This window comes from Salinisphaera japonica YTM-1 (genome assembly GCF_003788585.1).
Classification (GTDB): domain Bacteria; phylum Pseudomonadota; class Gammaproteobacteria; order Nevskiales; family Salinisphaeraceae; genus Salinisphaera; species Salinisphaera japonica.
This window is the reverse complement of sequence record NZ_AYKG01000005.1, coordinates 1-17677: the sequence shown is the minus strand read 5'-3', so window position 1 is coordinate 17677 and position 17677 is coordinate 1. Positions and strand designations below refer to the sequence as shown.

Annotated in this window: 16 protein-coding genes; 5 read left to right on the top strand and 11 right to left on the bottom strand. The window is 62.4% G+C overall.

What is annotated here, in order from left to right:
• Positions 1-44: 44 nt before the first annotated feature.
• The 11 genes from SAJA_RS02605 to SAJA_RS02555 form a co-directional block, all read right to left on the bottom strand.
• Positions 45-464: a type II toxin-antitoxin system VapC family toxin gene (locus tag SAJA_RS02605; protein WP_221180094.1), complete on the bottom strand. Its 420-nt coding sequence runs from the start codon at positions 462-464 to the stop codon at positions 45-47.
• Complete coding sequence (locus SAJA_RS02600) at positions 461-700, bottom strand: antitoxin (RefSeq protein ID WP_123657100.1); 240 nt, start codon at positions 698-700, stop codon at positions 461-463. The genes SAJA_RS02605 and SAJA_RS02600 overlap by 4 nt, the downstream gene beginning before the upstream one ends.
• Before the next feature lie 77 nt (positions 701-777).
• A complete protein-coding gene (gene nagA / locus SAJA_RS02595; RefSeq protein WP_123657099.1) occupies positions 778-1977 on the bottom strand; it encodes an N-acetylglucosamine-6-phosphate deacetylase in 1200 nt (399 codons plus the stop codon).
• The gene (locus SAJA_RS02590) at positions 1977-3023 is read right to left on the bottom strand and encodes an SIS domain-containing protein (protein ID WP_123657098.1); all 1047 of its coding nucleotides are present in this window, start codon (positions 3021-3023) and stop codon (positions 1977-1979) included. Before SAJA_RS02590 ends, nagA begins: the two co-directional genes overlap by 1 nt.
• Positions 3020-3895: a glucosamine kinase nucleotide-binding domain-containing protein gene (locus SAJA_RS02585; protein ID WP_184999713.1), complete on the bottom strand. Its 876-nt coding sequence runs from the start codon at positions 3893-3895 to the stop codon at positions 3020-3022. The genes SAJA_RS02590 and SAJA_RS02585 overlap by 4 nt, the downstream gene beginning before the upstream one ends.
• The gene (locus SAJA_RS02580; RefSeq protein ID WP_123657096.1) at positions 3888-5264 is read right to left on the bottom strand and encodes a sugar porter family MFS transporter; all 1377 of its coding nucleotides are present in this window, start codon (positions 5262-5264) and stop codon (positions 3888-3890) included. The genes SAJA_RS02585 and SAJA_RS02580 overlap by 8 nt, the downstream gene beginning before the upstream one ends.
• A gap of 101 nt (positions 5265-5365) precedes the next feature.
• Positions 5366-7012 carry a type I restriction-modification system subunit M gene (locus SAJA_RS02575; protein ID WP_123657095.1) on the bottom strand — a complete coding sequence of 549 codons (1647 nt, stop codon included), beginning with the start codon at positions 7010-7012 and terminating at the stop codon, positions 5366-5368.
• Between the two features lie 354 nt (positions 7013-7366).
• Complete coding sequence (locus SAJA_RS02570; protein WP_123657094.1) at positions 7367-7594, bottom strand: hypothetical protein; 228 nt, start codon at positions 7592-7594, stop codon at positions 7367-7369.
• Positions 7591-8109 (bottom strand): ATPase, encoded by a 519-nt coding sequence (locus SAJA_RS02565; RefSeq protein WP_123657093.1) that lies wholly within the window; start codon positions 8107-8109, stop codon positions 7591-7593. Before SAJA_RS02565 ends, SAJA_RS02570 begins: the two co-directional genes overlap by 4 nt.
• Positions 8109-9335: a restriction endonuclease subunit S gene (locus SAJA_RS02560; RefSeq protein WP_123657092.1), complete on the bottom strand. Its 1227-nt coding sequence runs from the start codon at positions 9333-9335 to the stop codon at positions 8109-8111. Before SAJA_RS02560 ends, SAJA_RS02565 begins: the two co-directional genes overlap by 1 nt.
• Before the next feature lie 13 nt (positions 9336-9348).
• The gene (locus tag SAJA_RS02555; protein ID WP_123657091.1) at positions 9349-12441 is read right to left on the bottom strand and encodes a type I restriction endonuclease subunit R; all 3093 of its coding nucleotides are present in this window, start codon (positions 12439-12441) and stop codon (positions 9349-9351) included.
• 336 nt (positions 12442-12777) lie between these two features.
• Between SAJA_RS02555 and SAJA_RS02550 the strand changes: the two genes are divergently transcribed.
• The 5 genes from SAJA_RS02550 to SAJA_RS02530 form a co-directional block, all read left to right on the top strand.
• The gene (locus SAJA_RS02550) at positions 12778-13995 is read left to right on the top strand and encodes an aspartate aminotransferase family protein (RefSeq protein WP_123657090.1); all 1218 of its coding nucleotides are present in this window, start codon (positions 12778-12780) and stop codon (positions 13993-13995) included.
• A 71-nt stretch (positions 13996-14066) separates the two neighbouring features.
• Positions 14067-14930 carry an SDR family oxidoreductase gene (locus SAJA_RS02545; RefSeq protein ID WP_123657089.1) on the top strand — a complete coding sequence of 288 codons (864 nt, stop codon included), beginning with the start codon at positions 14067-14069 and terminating at the stop codon, positions 14928-14930.
• Positions 14931-14983: 53 nt separating this feature from the next.
• Positions 14984-16282: an AGE family epimerase/isomerase gene (locus SAJA_RS02540; protein ID WP_221180093.1), complete on the top strand. Its 1299-nt coding sequence runs from the start codon at positions 14984-14986 to the stop codon at positions 16280-16282.
• 78 nt (positions 16283-16360) lie between these two features.
• Positions 16361-16699: a hypothetical protein gene (locus tag SAJA_RS02535; protein WP_123657088.1), complete on the top strand. Its 339-nt coding sequence runs from the start codon at positions 16361-16363 to the stop codon at positions 16697-16699.
• A 112-nt stretch (positions 16700-16811) separates the two neighbouring features.
• Positions 16812-17677 (top strand): cation diffusion facilitator family transporter (locus SAJA_RS02530; protein ID WP_148070951.1); only part of this gene is annotated, 866 nt, incomplete at its 3' end.

Below are 17677 nucleotides of genomic sequence, written 5' to 3'. Positions count from 1 at the left end.
AAGTTACTCACTAAATCGCAACTAACCGAACGCGATAGCGCAAGCTATGCTTGGTCTAGCCAGTTGTCTGTTCGAAGCCCGCGAACACGCTCGAATTCACGGATGTTATCGGTGACCACGGTCAACCCGAGGGCGCGTGCCTGAGCGGCGATCAGAAGATCGTTGCCGCCGATCGGCTGCCCCTGGCCCGCCAATTCAGCGCGGATATCGCCGTAATGCCGGTCAGCGGGAGACTCGAGCGACAGCGCCGGCAAGACAGACAGAACAGCGTCGACCTGAGCGGTGAGTTTTTGAGAGCCGCGGCGCGCGACGCCGTAACGTATTTCGCTCACCACAATAATGCTGGTGCATACCTGCGCAACGTCGACGCGCGCCAGAGCCTTGGCAGCGCGGCCTGCTGGACGGCGAACCATGTCGGAAATGATGTTCGTATCCAACAGATAGACAAAGCCCGTCGCCGTCAAAGCTGAACATCCTCGTCCGGCGGCATGTCTTCTGCGATCGGCAGCGTTTCTTCAATCGGCGACAGCGTGGCCAACATATCCAGAAGATTGGGCTTGGCAGCGACCGGCTCAATGATCAACCTGTTGCCCTCTTTTCGGATAATCGCCTCGTTGCCGGGCAGCTCGAACTCCTTCGGAATACGCAGCGCCTGACTTCGGCCGTTCTTGAACAAACGAGCATGACGTTCGGTTTCCATCGACACCTCTGCAATACATGGCATATGCCAGCATATGCCTTTCTTGCAATAGGCGCAACGTGGTAGACGTCAAATCGTTATCGATTCCTACGAAACCGAGAATCCCGCCAAGCCGTGCGGCCGTCATACGCAATCCGGCCACGACAGATCGTCAGGCGCACGCGACAATCGGCGTCCAGCACCACGCAATCGGCATCGTACCCGGGCGCCAGCCGGCCTTTGCGATCAGCCAGGCCGAGATCGGCCGCGGCGTTGGCGCTGGTCATGGCGATCGCCTCGGCCATGTTGCAACCGGTGTAAGCGCACAGGTTGCGAAACGCCTGGTCGAAGGTCAGCACGCTGCCGGCCAGCGTGCCATCGGCCAGGCGCGCCTGGTCGTTCTCGACGGTCACGGGCTGGCCGCCCAGCGTGTATTGCCCGTCGCCTAGCCCTTTGGCCCGCATGGCATCGGTGATGGCCATGAGGCCGGCGGCACCGGCCGTGCGATAGGCCAGGTTCACCATCGCGGGTGCGACATGATGTCCGTCGGCAATGATTTCCGCGCGTGCCACCGGATTGGCGAGCAGCGCACAGGCCGCCCCCGGCTCGCGGTGGTGCAGGCCGTTCATGGCATTGAACAGATGCGTGCCGCGCGCCGCGCCGGCGGCAATCGCGGCCTCGGCCTGGGCCGCGCTACAGGCTGAATGGCCGATCGACGCCCGAACATCGGCCCGTGTCAGGTGTTTGACGAGCGCATCACCGCCCGGCATTTCCGGGGCCAACGTGACCACGCGAATGCGACCGCCGCTTGCGGCCTGCCAGTGCTCGAACCGATCGATATCGGGCGTAGCGATATGCGCGACCGGCTGCGCCCCGGCCTTATCGGCATTCACGAACGGGCCTTCCAGATGCACGCCCAGCATCTCGGCCGTGCCCGGCGGGCTGTCGTGGCTAGCCGCCACCCGCAGTGCCGCCTCGATCGTCTCCGCCGAGCCGGTCATGGTCGTGGCCAGAAACGAGGTCGTGCCCTCGGCGGGCAGGTAGGCCGCGATGCGGGCCAGGCCTTCGGCGCTGGCATCCATGACATCCGCGCCCATCGCGCCGTGGATATGGGCATCAATAAAGCCCGGCACGATATGCCAGTCGGCGGGGAGATCCAGCGTGGCTTCGATCGGATCGCCCGCCTCGCTGATCGTGGCGTCTTCGATGATTAATCGGCGCGCCTCGCCGGCAGGCGTGTGGACCGCCGGCCCTCGAATCTCCCAACGCCGCGGATCGTCAGCTCGTGCGCCGCGCATCAGTAGGTACTCGTGATCTTTCGAACATTGGGCGGCTGATCGGGATCGTAGCCAAGCGCGACCGCCCGAGCCTCGAGCGCGCCGTAGCAATCAAACGCTATGGCGATTGCGTCGGTATAGACATTGTCGGTCGCTGGCCGGCTGATCGTAATCAGGCCGTCGGTATCTTTCGCTGCGGGCAAATTCGGCCCCAGCAAAGTGACCGCGGCGCCAAGATCCACAAGCCGGCGCGCAGTCTTCATGATGCCGGGCCGCGTGGCATCGTCCAGGCAGATCATCAGTATCGGCGTGCCGGGGCTGACCAGCGTCAGCGGACCGTGGATGAACTCTGCGGCCGAAAAAGACTCGGCCGGCGTCACACACACCTCCTTGAACTTGAGCGCGACTTCTCGGGCGACCGCCAGCCCCACGCCGCGCCCGAGCACGAAACCCGCCCGATCGAATCCAGCCAGGGCTGCGGCGTCCAACGGGGGCTGGTCGTCTCGTCGTTGCGCGAGCGTATCGGGCAGGCGCGCAAGCGCGCGATCCAGCGAACGGTCGTCCGCCATCGTCGTAACCAGCCGCGCTGCCGCAGCCAGGGTGCCGAGAAACGTTTTCGTAGCGGCCACGGCCGTTTCTTCGCCCATCGCCAGATCGAAGGTCAGAGCCGCTGATCGTGCCAAAGATGACGATGGATCATTGGTTAGCGCGAGGGTTAACGCGCCGCTTGCCGCGGACGCCTCCACCACCGCGTTGATGTCTTCCCCGGCACCGGACTGGGAGATCGCCAGGACGATGGCATCGGCCAGTGGCGGTCGCCGATCATAGACCGTGAATAAACTTGGCGTGATCTCGCCCACCACTCGGTTGGCACCCAGGCCGGCCGCGGCCGAAAAGAACGTCGCCGCGTGGGCAGAGCTGCCCCGCGCGACCGTCCACCACGGCGTCGCCGGGCCACGCGCCCTGACGTGTTCGGCGATCGTCGCCATCGAGGCTTGGTTTGCAACCCATTGATCAGCCAGACGTTCCGGCGTTTCAAGCATTTCGGCGCGCATGCGCGTGGTCATGACAAAACCTCCGATGCGCCGTGGCGTGCCATCAGGGCAGCGCCGTGGGCCGGTGTATAGCGCGGTGCGATCAGACGTGCGCGCAGATCGCTATCCAGATACGGCGTAACCGTGTCGGCCAAGCCGCCGACGAGCGCCAGCCCCAGATCGTCGTGGGCACCGATCAGCGCCCGGGCCAGCGTGGAGACGTGCGCGCCGGCCGCACGCAGCAATGATTCGGCACGGGCATCGCCGGCCTGCGCGCTCGTGACTACGCCACGCGCCAGACGCGCGAAATCACCGGCGCGTGCCGTACAGGCCCAGGCAGACAGCGCCAGCGGATCATGATCATAAGGCGCCAGAAGCCACTCGGACAGCATGCTCGAATCGTCGCGCCCGTCCGCCACGGCCAGTGCGTGGGCCACCGCTTCCAGCCCCAGCCACGCGCCAGCACCGCGATCATCGTGGGGAAACCCCCAGCCGCCAGCGCGCTTTGGCGTGCCGGCTCGGCGAGAAAACCCAACAAGCCCGGTACCAACAGCCACGATGGCCCCGTCGGTCAGACCGTGTGCGCCGGCACAGGCGATATGCGCATCAGACACCACGCGGCAAGAAGCGAATATCGGCGCAGCGGCCACGAAATCATCAAACGCAGCGGACAGCTCGGTCCCGGCGATACCCACCACGACATGCCAATCATCAGCCGGCCGCCCCCGGCTCAGGCCAAGCTGGCCCAGGGCGATTTCAATGGTCGCCCAGGCGGTATCGGCCTGCCCGTTCAATGTCGCCGCCGCCCCCCGCGCCTGGCCGATCACCGCGCCCTGGGCATCAAGAGCCACGACGTGGGTCTTGCTGGCGCCACTATCCACGCCGATGAACACCGCATCAGCCATGTTCACCACCCAGAAAATGGCGTTCGATTTCTTCAAGCTTGCGGCCCTTGGTCTCGGGCAACGGGAAAATCGCCACCAGCAGATACAACAGAACAGATACCGCCAATAACGCGAAGGCCCCGGCATAGCCGGCCAATGCCACGATATCCATGAACACGGCCGCAAGTGCGGCCGACATCAAGGAATTGGCGAACAGCGCCACCGCCATCCCCTTGGCGCGGATCGCCAGCGGCAACACTTCAGAAATAGCCAGCCACACCACGATACCCGGGCCGATAGCAAAAAAGACCACAAAGCCGATCAACCCGGCCAGCGTGGCATAGCCCTGTAGCGGCGACGCCGTGGTCAGCACATGCACCAAGGCCATGAATACAAGCGCGATGGCCGAGCCTGCCGTACCGATGATCAGCAATGGCCGCCGCCCGACGCGATCAATCAACACCAGCCCGATGATCGTGACCACGAAATTGGTCAAACCAACCGTCACGCTCCCCAGCACCGCGGCCGCACCGGAGCCCAGACCGGACTGATCAAGAATCACGGTATTGAATTGCAGCAACGTATTGATGCCGGTCAACTGATTGAGCAAGCCGATCGCCAAAGCCAGGAAAAACGCCTTGCGATACCCCGGCGCCGGCAACAACGACCAGCGCCCGGCCGCGGCGTCTGCGTCGGTCTGATCGGCCAGCTCGGCAAACGTCGTTTCGGCTTCGGCCGGGCCGTGGGTACGCCCCAACACCGCGCGCGCCTCATCGGTCCTGCCCTGCTTGAACAGCCAGCGCGGTGATTTCGGTAGGGCCAGCCCCAGAAGCACAAAAGCCGCCGCGGGGATTAGCGCGGTGGCGAACATGGCCCGCCAATCCCCGCTGTGGTTGAACAGATACCCCACGAGATAACCCGCCAGAATGCCGAACGTGAGGCAAAGCTGAAACAGCGTCACACTACGCCCGCGCACCGCCGGCGGCATGACCTCCACCATGTACAACGGCACCACGATCGTGATCAGCCCCACGCCGATCCCCTGGATCAAACGCCCGACCAGCGCACCGCTATAGCCACCGGCTATGGCCGTAACCACCACGCCAACGATGAACACCAGGCCAGCCACTGTGAGCGTCGCCTTGCGACCAAAGCGATCAGCGGCCGGCCCGCCGATCAACGTGGCAAGCGACCCACCGCCCAGCACGGCCGCGACGATCAGCGACATCTCAGACGCCGATAACGACAACGCCGGCTTCATGAACACCAGCGCCCCGGCGATGATGCCGATGTCGTAGCCGTAGAGCATGCCGCCGAGTGCGGCCGCGCCGATGGCCAGCCAGGCGGTGGCGGGTAGCGCGTTATGCCGTGGCATGTCCACGTCGCTCATGGTGTGCCCCCTCTTTCTTGTCTTTTCGCCCCCGTCGGGCGACTGATTGCCAACTCAAAAAGCGACACACCCCAGAACGGATCGCCGTTACGACGCTCGCATCATGACGTTTTTGTGTTCGCATACCCCGGAAGCGGTGGCAGCCCGAGTTCTTCGAGAAACTCGTTGTGCCGCTTCGCCGCGTCTGCGATATCGGTCTCGATCGAGACCAGATCCTGATGCACGCGGGCCAGATCAATCTCGGGTTCTGGCTCGGCCGTGCTCACATAGCGCGAGATGTTCAAGTTCCAGTCGTTGCGCTCGATCTCGTCCAGATCGACCCGTCGGGCATAACGCTCGACCTGATCCGGGCGCGCCTTGTAGGTATCGATGATCTCGGTGATATGCGATTCGTTCAGCGCGTTCTGTCGCTTGCCTTTCTCGAAGTGTTTTTCGGCGTTGATGAACAGCACATCGTCTGACTGCTTGCACTTTTTCAACACCAGAATGCAGACCGGGATACCCGTCGAATAGAACAGGTTCGCCGGCAGGCCGATCACGGTATCGATATGCCCGTCTTCTAGCAGCTTGCGGCGAATGCGCGCCTCGGCCCCGCCACGGAACAACACGCCGTGCGGCAGGATGATCGCCATCACGCCGTCGTCTTTCAGGTAATGGAACCCGTGCAGCAGGAACGCGAAGTCCGCGGCGGACTTCGGCGCCACGCCGTGGTTCTTGAAACGCATGTCCTCGCTGGTGTCATCGCCCGGTGTCCAGCGATAGCTGAACGGCGGATTGGCCACCACGGCATCGAAGCGGGGTTTTTTCGCCGGGTTGGTCTCGCGCAGCGTGTCCCACTCGTTCTTGAGCGTATCGCCGTGGTAGATCTCGAACTCGGTGTCCTTCACCCCGTGCAGCAACATGTTCATGCGCGCGAGGTTGTAGGTGGTCACGTTGTATTCCTGGCCCGAAATCTGGCCGATCGTGCCCCCGGCATCGACCACGCGCCGACGCACATTCAACAACAACGAGCCCGAACCGCAGGCAAAATCATAAACGCTGGCCAGGTTCTGCCGTGGGCCGGACGCCGGTGCCTGGCTATCGAGCGTGACGATCGCCGACAAGATGTCGGAAATCCGCTGCGGCGTATAGAACTCACCCGCCTTCTTGCCCGAGCCGGCCGCGAACTGATCGAGCAGATACTCATAGGCATCACCCAGAGTATCGGCATCGGTCGAGAAATCGGCCAGCCCTTCGGCGATGCGCTGAATGATGGTGCAGAGCTTGGCGTTACGATCGGCGTGGGTCTTGCCGAGCTTGTCGGAGCCCAGGTTGATCTCGGAGAACAGCCCGGCAAACGTGCTATCGAACGACTGGTTCTCGATGTATTTAAACCCGGCCTGCAGGGTTCCGAGCAGCTCGTCATCGTGCTTGCGAGCGAGATAAGCAATATTCGCCCACAGATGCCGGGGCTCGATCACATAGTGCGCCTTGCGGCGCATTTGCTTCTCGAACGCCTCGATATCCTCGGGATTCGCGTCGTACCACACCGATAACGGCGTGCGACCGCCGTTGTCTATCGCATCCGGGTCCGGGTAATCGCTACCCAGCTCTTTCTGCGCGGCAGCCTCGTAGTTATCCGAGAGATAGCGCAGGAACAGAAACGCCAGCATGTAATCGCGAAAATCATCGGCGTTCATCGACCCGCGCAGATCGTCCGCGATATCCCAGAGGATTTTGCCGAGTTTTTGTTGGTCGTTTTTTGTCATGGTTTCTTGCGTTGCTTGACCTGATGTTCCAGCGCGGCCAGCTCGGCCTCATCGGCGGCATCGGCGGCTTGAGATTCATGCTCTCGTGTTTGCGTATCGTCCAACTGCGTCACGCCAAAGTGCGGGTCGTAGCTGTCAGCGCGTGCCGCACGCCGCGCGGCTGTCTTTCATTTGAACGACCGAGGATTCCTCGGCCGTTGCCTCACCGCTCGGTTCAGCGCTTTCAGACAGGCTTGTTAGGCGCGAACCAGCCTGTTCGGCCCCCAGATCAAACAGCTATTCGCGTCGCGGCCTTACGGTGTGGCGAAAAATTGTTGCGTCAAGCCGGGCTTGTGGCAAGGGCCTGTTGCCGTTTCAATCTTTTCTGGCCGTTATGAGCATTGAAGCCGAGCTTCCATCACCCTTCGCCTCGTAACGCAGGGTATGGGCCGGTATCCGAATCGTGCGGCCGTTACGCACCACGACCAGATCCGTATCGGTCTGGATCGCGGTTTGACGCGCCAGTTGCGCCGCGCGGCGCAGCGCGGCCTCGGACGCGCGCAGATCGGGGTTGCGTGCCTCGGAAATATCTCGCGATTTCATGGTGTCTCACTCCAGTCCAGCAGGGTGGCGGCATCACCGCCGTTATCATACAAGGCCCAGTCATCCACCTCGTTCTTGTACACCGTATTGAAATGGCGCTGCCCGCCGGTAAAGCGACGACGAATCACGTTTTCGGGAATATCGTGACCGCCCTGACGGACGCGGGTGGCCACGCGAGCAATAGCGGTTTCTACGTCGGGCAGGCTCAGAAAGAACAGGCTGACGTGGTAGCCCAAGGCGCGCCATCGCCGAATGTGTTTTCGGTAGCCCATGCCGGCCAACGTGGTTTCAAATGCAAAGCTCTCCCCATGGGCCACCGCATCGTCTATCTCCTGCAACATCAAGCGCCCTGCCTTGACCGCCGCCGTCTCCGGTGCAAACGGTGACAACCCCGTCGCGATCAGATCGGCATTGATGAAACGCGGCAGGCGCGCGTCATCAGGTAGAAAGGTTCGGGCGAACGTGGTTTTCCCTGCCCCGTTCGGCCCGGCGATGATAATGATTCGTGGGTTCATTACACGGCGCTATCCGACGCCGGGAAGAGTTGCTGCATCAGACCGTGCTTGTGGGTGCGCAGCGCGTTCAGTTTCGCCACCTTCACGCTAATCTGGCCATCGATAGTTGATAAGCAATCAGCGATAACACGCTGCTCCTTCGCATCCGTCGGAATCGCAACGGTGAGTTGGGAAATTTGTGCTTGATATAGATGCGCAACTGTGTCGCCTTGCGCGACCTTGGCAAGCTCAGGTCTTTTTACGCCATTCAAGTAGTAACTCAAGAAACGGCCATCGACCTTTGATCGCAGCACGTTAAGATCGCTCCCCAAGGCGACGCCTGCACTCGCAACGCAGGCGCAAGTCGCAATGTCCGCTTTGGTTTCCCCTGATGCGGGAATGATCACATCTTCTGTTTCACTCAGTACCAAGGCAGAAACTGATACATCGGTGTAGGATTTTATGTCTGTGATCACTTCGCCGTAAGTGGTGTAAAGCTCTGCATAGCGGATACATGGTGTCAATCCGCCGGCGACGATGTCAGCTTTCGCGACGCCTTTGCCCTTAAAAATCTTGGCAATGTTTCCGACCGCGCAGACCTCCCAATCGCCCGCCCCCTGAAACTCCGGAAATCGAAGACGCGGGCGGGTTTCGCCTTCGCGGGGGAAGAGCTGTTGCATCAGTCCTTGCTTGTGATCCCGCAGCGCCGCCAGATTGCGCCGCTCGGCCGCGATCAGATCGTCCAGCGAGCGCAGGCAGTCGGCGATTTTTTGTTGTTCGGCTTCAGTAGGGGGTAGTGGGATAGGTATTCGTTTAAGCTTCGCCAAGGTGAGTTTCGGTGGTGCCGCGCCGGTGACATAAGGCCCCACGTCACTTCTCACGAGGTAGCTCACTAGAAGCGTGTCAATCACTCCTATAGGCTTTAGAACATGGGCGTGATTGTTCACCCAAAACTCATCCTCAGCAATAAAGGCAGTGTTATCAAAAGCTTCCCATTTTGCCCCGTCTTCACCGACTAGCACGAGGCGCTCATCGAAGATGAATTCATCAACATAATCGACGATCCCGCTTGCCCCGTAGTACGGGTAAGGCCCTGGCTTACGATCTTTGGTTGTGATTGGGACTCTTCGATTATTTAGTATTTCACAGACATTCCCGAGTGATTTAATTGTCCAGGACGGCGACTTCTGGTACTCCGGAAACCGAAGCTTGGGCACGAGCAAGCGTTGTTTATCGTTCTTAGTCATCTCGTTCGCCCCACTACTCATAAGCACTCAAACCCGAAATCGTCCGCCCGTCGGCCCGTCTCTTGAGCAGCGGCACGAGGTCATGCATCAGGGCGAGTTCGCGTTTCATTCTTTCGCGCCAGCCCAGGTCGAGCGGAGCGAACAAGTCTTTGAGTTGTTCACCGTCGAAGATCATGCGTTGCAGGATGGTGTCCACAAAGTCGGATAACGCTTGTTCGGACAGGCCGTGTTGGTGGGCGATACCGGCCAGTTCGTGTTCCCGCTTGTTGGCCTTGAACTGGCGATAGCCGTCTCGGATCTGCTGTTCGTCGAGGGGCGTGTCGGTGGCCAGTGAGCGGACGTATTCGGTGATCTCGTCGCGTTCGTCGATGAACTTGGCATCGGACTGGATCAGGCCGATGAGCTGTTCGCGGCTCATGGTCGCTTTCTTGGGGTCCTGATCGGTGAAGCGGGCGATCAGGCCCATGATGTAGTCGTAATCGATGGTGGCCGAGGCGAACAGAACGAACTCGAAGTCGAGCTGATCGACGGCGGGGTTATCCGTGCCGCCGGGCTGTTCGCGCTGTTCGCGCAGGCGCTGGGCGGTTTCGAGATAGGCACCGCGGAAACGTCTTAGATCGTCTTTTGGCAGCGTGTGCTCGATCTCTTGTTTCTGTTCGTCGGTGAGGTCGGTGTACTGGTCGAGCTGGGTCTGGCAGCGCTGGACTTCCTTGAAGCGATTGATGAACTGGGCGCGGGCGTCGTCGCCCTTGAGGTTGGCGATGGCCTCGGGCCGGGATTCCAGGCCCTGGGATTCGAGAAACGCGTCCAGGTCGTCCTTGGCCTGTTTGAACTGTTCGATGACCTGCGGGGCCTTGTCCACCAGCCAGATCTTGCGGGCCGTGTCGGCCTTGGCCCCCGAAAACAGGGCGATGGCCTCGTCCACGTTGGCCTGCTGGCCACGAAAATCGAGGATATGGCCGTAGGGCTTAGTGGCGTTCAACACACGATTGGTGCGGCTGAAGGCCTGGATCAGGCTGTGATGCTTCAGGTTCTTGTCGACATAGAGCGTGTTGAGATATTTGGAGTCGAAGCCGGTGAGCAGCATGTCGACCACGATGGTGATATCGATCTTCTCCGCCCCCTTGCCCGGCAGGTCGGTATCGGGGTGCTGCTGGTCCTTGATGCGCTGCTGGACGTCCTTGTAGAAATCATCGAAGGCACTGATGGCGTGGTTGGTGCCATAGGCGGCGTTGTAGTCGTCCAGGATCTGTTTGAGGGCGGCTTTCTTCTGGTCCGGCTCGGTGGCGTTGTCGGCTTTTTCCTGGGGCAGGTCTTCCTGGAGCTGGCGGACGTCGGCATTGCCTTCGGCGGGCGGTGAGAAGACAGCGGTGATCTTGAGCGGCTCGAGATCGGAATTTTCGGCCTGGCGCTCGGCCTGTATCTGCTTGAACAACGCGTAATAGGTGATGGCGTCGTTGATGCTGGATGTGGCCAACAGGGCATTGAAGCGCCGGTCGGCAGTGGCGGCGTCGTGCTTGTCCAGGATGGTCTCGACGACGGCGCGCTGGGTCAGCGTGTCGCCGGGTTTGGCGCCGGGCTTCGAGGCTGCGTCATCCGATTCGCCCTCCGAGCGGAAATAGTCGGCGTGGAAGCGCAGGACGTTACCGTCCTCGATGGCGTGGGTGATGGTGTAGGCGTGCAGCTGCTGCTGGAAGATGTCTGCGGTGGTCTTGCGCTGCTTTACATCGTCTTCGTTTTCGCCGGTTTGAAACTGTTGTTTCTGTGCGGCGTTCTCTTCGAATATGGGCGTGCCGGTGAAGCCGAAAAGCTGAGCCCTGGGGAAGAATGCCTTGATGGTCTGGTGGGTATCGCCAAACTGCGAGCGGTGGCATTCGTCGAAGATGATGGCCATGCGCTTGTCGCGCAGCGGTGCCAGCAGGTCCGAGTAGGTTTGCTGGCCGCGCTGCTGGCGGCTCTGGTTACGCTTGCTCTGTTCGTCTAGCGCCAGGCCCAGCTTCTGGATGGTGGTGACGATGACCTTGTCGGCGTAGTCGTCCGAGAGCAGCCGGCGCACGAGCGTGGCGGTGTTGGTGTTGGCCTCGACGGAGCCTGGCTGGAAACGATTGAATTCCTCGCGGGTCTGGCGATCCAGATCCTTGCGGTCGACGACAAACAGGCACTTGTGGATTTCGGGGTTGTGCTTGAGCAGCGTGGACGCCTTGAAAGACGTCAGCGTCTTGCCGCTGCCGGTGGTGTGCCAGATATAGCCGTTGCCGCTGTTCTCCTCGATGCACTGGATGATGCGATTGACGGCGTAGATCTGGTACGGACGCATCATCAGCAGCTTCTGCTCGCTGGCCACCAGCACCGTGTAGCGGCTGATCATGCGGCCCAGCGTGCATTTGGCCAGGAAGGCATCGGCGAAGTCGTCCAGATGCGTGATCTTGGTGTTGTCTTCGGCGGCGAACTGGTAGATCGGCAGGAACCGTTCTTCGGCGTTGAAGGCGAAGTGGCGATTGTTGTTGTTCGTGAAGTAACGGGTATCGGTCTGGTTGCTGACGATGAATAGCTGCACGAAGCACAGCAACGTGCGCGTGTAGCCGCTGCCGGGGTCGTTCTTGTAATCGACGATCTGCTGCATGGCCCGCCGCGGGCTGATGCCAAGCGTTTTCAGCTCGACCTGTACGGCAGGCACGCCGTTGATCAGCAAGATCACGTCGTAGCGATGATGGCTGTAATCGGTATTGATGCGTAGCTGGCTGGCCACCTCAAAAGTGTTTTTGCACCAATCCTTGATGTTGACCAGCGTGTAGTTGAGCGGCGTGCCGTCGTCGCGGGTGAAGCCATTGATCTCGCGCAGGGTGCGCGAGGCGGTGAACACATCCGGCGTGACGATCTCACCCAGCAGGCGCTCGAACTCGCCGTCGGTAAGGGTGACGCGGTTCAGGGCTTCGAACTTTTCGCGGAAGTTGGCTTCAAGCGCGGCCCGGTCGCGAATGTCGGGCCGGATCGTGTACTTCAGGCCGCGCAGTTTTTCGATGAACGCCGTTTCAATATTCGCTTCTCGAACGCCCTGCGGTTCGCTATGCGCGGGGATATCGTAGGTGGCGTCGGATGCGTTCATGACTAAGGTCTCGTCGAAACTTTTTGGCCGCGTGGGCACAACCGTGCACGACCCGGCATCACGTCGCCAGCACATCACGACACGGTCATACACGGTGCCACTCGCCGCGGGTGCCTGGTGGGTACCGCCAAGGACGTATCGGGCCGTTATCGTAAACGGCATTGCCCGGCGGGTGGGCCGGCCACCCACGGGCGATCTGTAAAACGGCCTGGCGGCTCGTGGCCGGTCGGCGTTGGACGCTGTTGTTGACGGCCACTTGGCGCATGCCGTGACCGCGCGCGTTGGACGCGCCACAATACGGCCCGCGCACACTTGTCTGCCCATTGGACGAAGACCATGACCTGGACCCCGACCCGCGACGATTTCAACACCTACATGCTGCCCAACTACAACCCGCAGGCGATCATTCCCGTGCGTGGGGACGGCAGCCGGCTGTGGGATCAGGACGGGCGTGAGTTCGTGGATTTTGCCGGCGGCATTGCGGTGAATGCGTTGGGGCATGCGCATCCGGCCCTTGTGGATGCGTTGAAGACCCAGGGCGAGCAGCTTTGGCATCTGTCCAATGTCTATGCCAACGAGCCGGCGCTGCGGCTGGCCAAGACGCTGGTCGAGGCGACGTTTGCCGACAAGGCGTTCTTCTGCAACTCCGGCGGCGAGGCCAACGAGGCCGCGCTGAAGCTGGCGCGGCGTTATGCCCACGATCATCACGGCAAGCAAAAAGACAAGATCGTGTCGTTTCGCCAGTCGTTCCACGGGCGGACGTGGTTCACGGTGTCGGTCGGCGGCCAGCCGAAGTACACCGAAGGCTTCGGGCCGATCCCGGGCGGTATCGTGCACGGGCAGTACAACGATCTGGATTCGGCGCGCGAGCTGGTGGATGAGAACACCTGCGCGATCATCGTGGAGCCCATGCAGGGTGAAGGCGGCGTCACACCGGCCACGCCAGAATTTCTGGAAGGCCTGCGTGCGTTGGCGGATGCCCACAACGCCTTGTTGATCTTCGACGAGGTGCAGTGCGGCGTGGGCCGGACCGGCCATCTCTACGGGTATATGCACTACGGCGTGACGCCGGACATCCTGACCAGTGCCAAGGCGCTGGGCGGCGGTTTTCCGATCGGCGCGATGCTCACCACCGAGCATGTGGCCGAGGTGTTCGTGGTCGGTACGCACGGCTCGACCTACGGCGGTAATCCGTTGGCCTGTGCCGTGGGCTACGCCGCGGTATCGACCATCAACACGCCCGAGGTGCTGGACGGTGTCGCCGAGCGCCACGCGCTGTTTCGCAAGCATCTGGAAGCCATTGATGCCAAGTACGACTGCTTTGCCGAGATTCGGGGCCTGGGGCTTTTGATGGGGGCCGAGTTCAACGCCCGCTTTGGCGAGGCCGGGCGCGATACGTTGGCCGCGGGCATTGATGAAGGCGTGATGCTGTTGGTGGCCGGGCCGGGCGTACTGCGCTTTGCGCCCAGCCTGATCATTCCTGAGGCCGATATCGACGAGGGCATGGCACGCCTGGAGCGGGCGATCGCCCGGGTGGCCGAGTCGGTCGGGTAATTCTACGAATGGCTGCATGACCCACGAAACGGGCAGACTGAGCGCCTGTTTCCAGCGCTTTGCAGACCGTCATGTCCGACCAACCGAACATCCCCGCACAATCCCAGGATCTGCCCGGCAGCGAGGCCGCCCTGCAGCCGGCCGCCGAGATGATCCGCGACGGCTATAAAGGCGCGGACAAACTCACCGGCAAGGTGGCACTCGTGACCGGGGCCGATTCGGGCATCGGGCGTTCGGTGGCGATCCATTTCGCCCGCGAGGGCGCGGATGTGGCCGTGGCGTATCTCAGTGAAACAGACGACGCGCAAGAGACGAAGCGCCTGGTCGAGGCCGAGGGCGCGCGCTGTCATCTGATCGCTGGCGATCTGGCCAATGCCGACACCTGCCGGGCCACGGTGGCCGAGACGATCGAGGTGCTGGGCGGCCTCAATATCCTGGTCAACAACGCCGGCACGCAATGGGTCAATACCGATCTGACCACCCTGCCCGACGCCCAATGGGAAGACACCTTCGCGGCCAACATGCACAGCCAGTTCTATCTGGCCAAGGCCGCACTGGCGCATATGACCGCCGGTGACACGATCATCAACAACGCCTCGGTCAATGCGTATATCGGCCCGGATTTTCTCGTCGATTACTCGGCAACGAAGGGCGCGATCATTGCCTTTACCCGTAGCCTGTCGAATCAGGTGGTCGGGCGCGGCATCCGGGTGAACGCGGTGGCCCCGGGGCCGGTCTGGACGCCCCTGCAGCCGGCCACCCTGGGCGCGCACGACCCGGAGATGGTCGAGAACTTCGGCGCCAACACGCCCATGGGCCGCTGCGGCCAGCCCAGCGAGCTGGGGCCGTGCTTCGTGTTTCTGGCCAGTCGGGATGCGTCATTCATGAGCGGGCAGACACTGCATCCCAACGGCGGTATTGTCGTCAACGGTTAGCTTTTTTACGCCGGCAGGGTTCGTTGTCGGCGTGTCTCGCTCAAGGAGTGTGCGTGTCCGTCATCGACCCGTTAGAACATGCCAACCCGGCCCCCGGCGCGCGCTGGATCGACCAGCCTGTCCATCGACTGTGGCTGGATCAGGAAGGCTTGCGGCTGTTGCATTTCTATCGTGCGGCGGCCCTGCCGGGCGGCGGGTTTGCCGCGCTCGACGTTCATGGCCGGCTGGCCGAGGACGCCGTGGCCGACACGCTGGTCACGGCCCGTCACACCCATTGTTACAGCCTGGCCGCGATGGCCGGCGTGCCCGGCGCGGCCTCGATGGCCACCCATGGCATGACCGCCCTGGCCGAGCTGCTGCGCGACGGCGAGTACGGCGGCTGGTATCAACGCGCACCGGCGGCCGGGGGCGATGATTCCAAGCAGTGTTATATCCAGATCTTTGTCGGCCTGGCAGCGGCCAGCGCCACCCAGGCCGGCATTCCCGGAGCGCGCAACCTGCTGGCCGCGGTACTGGCCGTACTGGAGCAGCATTTCTGGTCGGCCGAGACACAGACGTACTGCGAATCCTATGATCAGGCCTGGACGGCGCGCTCGGATTATCGCGGGGCCAACAGCAACATGCACGCCGTCGAGCTGTGCCTGGTGCTGGCCGACGTACTGAACGACCCCACCTGGTATGACCGGGCGCTGGCGATCGGCGAACGCATCATTCATCGCCATGCCGCGGACAACGACTATCTGATCGTCGAGCATTTCTACGGCGACTGGCGTGAATGGCGCGAGTGCAACGCCGATGCCATCGAGGACGGGTTCTACCCCTTTGGCGCCACGCCCGGCCACGGCTGTGAATGGGCGCGTCTGCTGATCAGCCTTGAAGCCGGCCTCAAGGCGGCCGGTCGCGACGCGCCAAACTGGCTGTTCTACGATGCCAAGGCGCTGTTCGATCGCGCCGTGGCCGTGGGCTGGGAGGCCGACGGCGCGCCCGGCATGGTCTATACCGTGAACTGGCAGGCCCAGCCCTGTGCCACGCGTCGCCGTCACTGGGTACAGGCCGAGGCACTGGCCGCGGCCGCCGCGCTGGCGACCCGCACCGACGAGCCGGGCTACGAAGCCTGGTATCGGCGGATATGGGATCACGTACGCGATGTCTATATCGATACCGTGAACGGCAGCTGGGTTCAGGAGCTGGACGCCAATCTGGCGCCCCACGCCGAGGACGGCCATCTCAAGGCCGATCTCTATCATGCTTACCAGGCCACGCTACTGCCCCCGCTCGCTCTGACGCCGAGCCTGCCGATCGCTGTGTCACAGCCGTTTGGCGCGCCCATGGATGCCAACGTGACGGAATAAGCCGGCCCGGGCTTGTGAAACCCGGGCCCGGCCAGCATCGTATTGTGTAATGACCGCTTCACAACCCGCCGCCTTCGCATGACAGACGATAACGACGACCGTCGCCGCAGCCAGCGCATGCCGTCCTGGGCGGGCTATCTGCTGATCGCCGCAGACACCCTGACCAAGCCGCTGTTTCTCGTGCCCTGGGTGGGTACGCTCGTGGCGCTATCGCTCGTCATGCCGGTGGGCTCGATCTGGGCCTGGGCGCTGCTGCTGATCGTGGCCAGCGCCGTCTGTCTGTTCGCGGTGACACGGGCAGTCACCGTTCAGGCCAGCCAACGCGGCGCACTCGGGGCCTACGTGGCTTATCTGGCCGGCCATACGTCGCTGGGGCGCTGGCTGACCGACTGGCTCAGCGGGCGGGACTCACGCTAACCCTAGGCTAAACTCTTGACCCGTGGCCCGGATTATCGACACCGGGCCATGAATTGCCGAGGCGGCGCCGAGCTTCTATGATCCGCGTCGTTCTGCCGGCCACGCGTTTTTCATGATCACGACCGTTCGCTATGCGCTGGGCAGCATGCTCATCGGCGTGGCCGTCTTTGCGCTGAAATATCTGGCCTACTGGCTGACGGGCAGTACCGCGCTGTATTCCGATGCGCTGGAATCGATCATCAATATCGTGGCGGCCGGCGCGGCGGTGGCCGCGCTTCGCGTCAGCGCAATCCCGCCCGATGCCAATCATCCTTATGGCCATACCAAGGCCGAGTATTTCTCGGCCGTGGCCGAGGGCGTGCTCATCGTGGGCGCCGCCGGGGCGATCCTCTACGATGCGGTACAGACGCTGTTTGATCTGCGGGCGATCGCCGCCCCCATCGAGGGTCTGGCGCTGAACGCAGCGGCCACCGTGCTCAACGGTGTCTGGGCCGCGGTGCTGGTACGCCAGGGGCAGCGTCTGCGCTCGCCGGCGCTGACCGCCGACGGCAAGCATCTGTATACCGATGTCGTGACATCGATCGGCGTGTTTACCGGCGTGGCCCTGGTGGCACTCACCGGCTGGCTCTGGCTGGATCCGCTGATCGCGGCGGCCGTGGCGCTCAATATCCTGTGGTCGGGCTGGCAGCTCGTGCGCGCCTCGCTGGGCGGGCTGATGGACGAGGCCGTGCCCGAGGACGAGCTGGACCGGATTCGTACCGTGATCTTCGAGAACTCGCAGGGCGCGTATCAATCGCATGACTTGCGTACCCGCCACGCCGGGCGGCGCACGTTCATCGATTTTCATCTGGTGGTGGCCGGCGATATGCACGTCGAGCGCGCGCATGACATCTGTGACCGGCTAGAAACCGCGCTCGAGAACGAGTTCGCCGATTGCACGGTCACCATCCACGTCGAGCCCGAGCACAAGGCCGAGGT

What these genes read in the sequence shown, in the direction of transcription:
- SAJA_RS02545 (WP_123657089.1), top strand. Translation starts at nt 14,067, where the DNA reads ATGTCCGACCAACCGAACATCCCCGCACAATCCCAGGATCTGCCCGGC.
- SAJA_RS02560 (WP_123657092.1), bottom strand. Translation starts at nt 9,335, where the DNA reads ATGACTAAGAACGATAAACAACGCTTGCTCGTGCCCAAGCTTCGGTTT.
- SAJA_RS02600 (WP_123657100.1), bottom strand. Translation starts at nt 700, where the DNA reads ATGGAAACCGAACGTCATGCTCGTTTGTTCAAGAACGGCCGAAGTCAG.
- SAJA_RS02585 (WP_184999713.1), bottom strand. Translation starts at nt 3,895, where the DNA reads ATGGCTGATGCGGTGTTCATCGGCGTGGATAGTGGCGCCAGCAAGACC.
- SAJA_RS02535 (WP_123657088.1), top strand. Translation starts at nt 16,361, where the DNA reads ATGACAGACGATAACGACGACCGTCGCCGCAGCCAGCGCATGCCGTCC.
- SAJA_RS02580 (WP_123657096.1), bottom strand. Translation starts at nt 5,264, where the DNA reads ATGAGCGACGTGGACATGCCACGGCATAACGCGCTACCCGCCACCGCC.
- SAJA_RS02590 (WP_123657098.1), bottom strand. Translation starts at nt 3,023, where the DNA reads ATGACCACGCGCATGCGCGCCGAAATGCTTGAAACGCCGGAACGTCTG.
- nagA (WP_123657099.1), bottom strand. Translation starts at nt 1,977, where the DNA reads ATGCGCGGCGCACGAGCTGACGATCCGCGGCGTTGGGAGATTCGAGGG.
- SAJA_RS02575 (WP_123657095.1), bottom strand. Translation starts at nt 7,012, where the DNA reads ATGACAAAAAACGACCAACAAAAACTCGGCAAAATCCTCTGGGATATC.
- SAJA_RS02570 (WP_123657094.1), bottom strand. Translation starts at nt 7,594, where the DNA reads ATGAAATCGCGAGATATTTCCGAGGCACGCAACCCCGATCTGCGCGCG.
- SAJA_RS02565 (WP_123657093.1), bottom strand. Translation starts at nt 8,109, where the DNA reads ATGAACCCACGAATCATTATCATCGCCGGGCCGAACGGGGCAGGGAAA.
- SAJA_RS02555 (WP_123657091.1), bottom strand. Translation starts at nt 12,441, where the DNA reads ATGAACGCATCCGACGCCACCTACGATATCCCCGCGCATAGCGAACCG.
- SAJA_RS02550 (WP_123657090.1), top strand. Translation starts at nt 12,778, where the DNA reads ATGACCTGGACCCCGACCCGCGACGATTTCAACACCTACATGCTGCCC.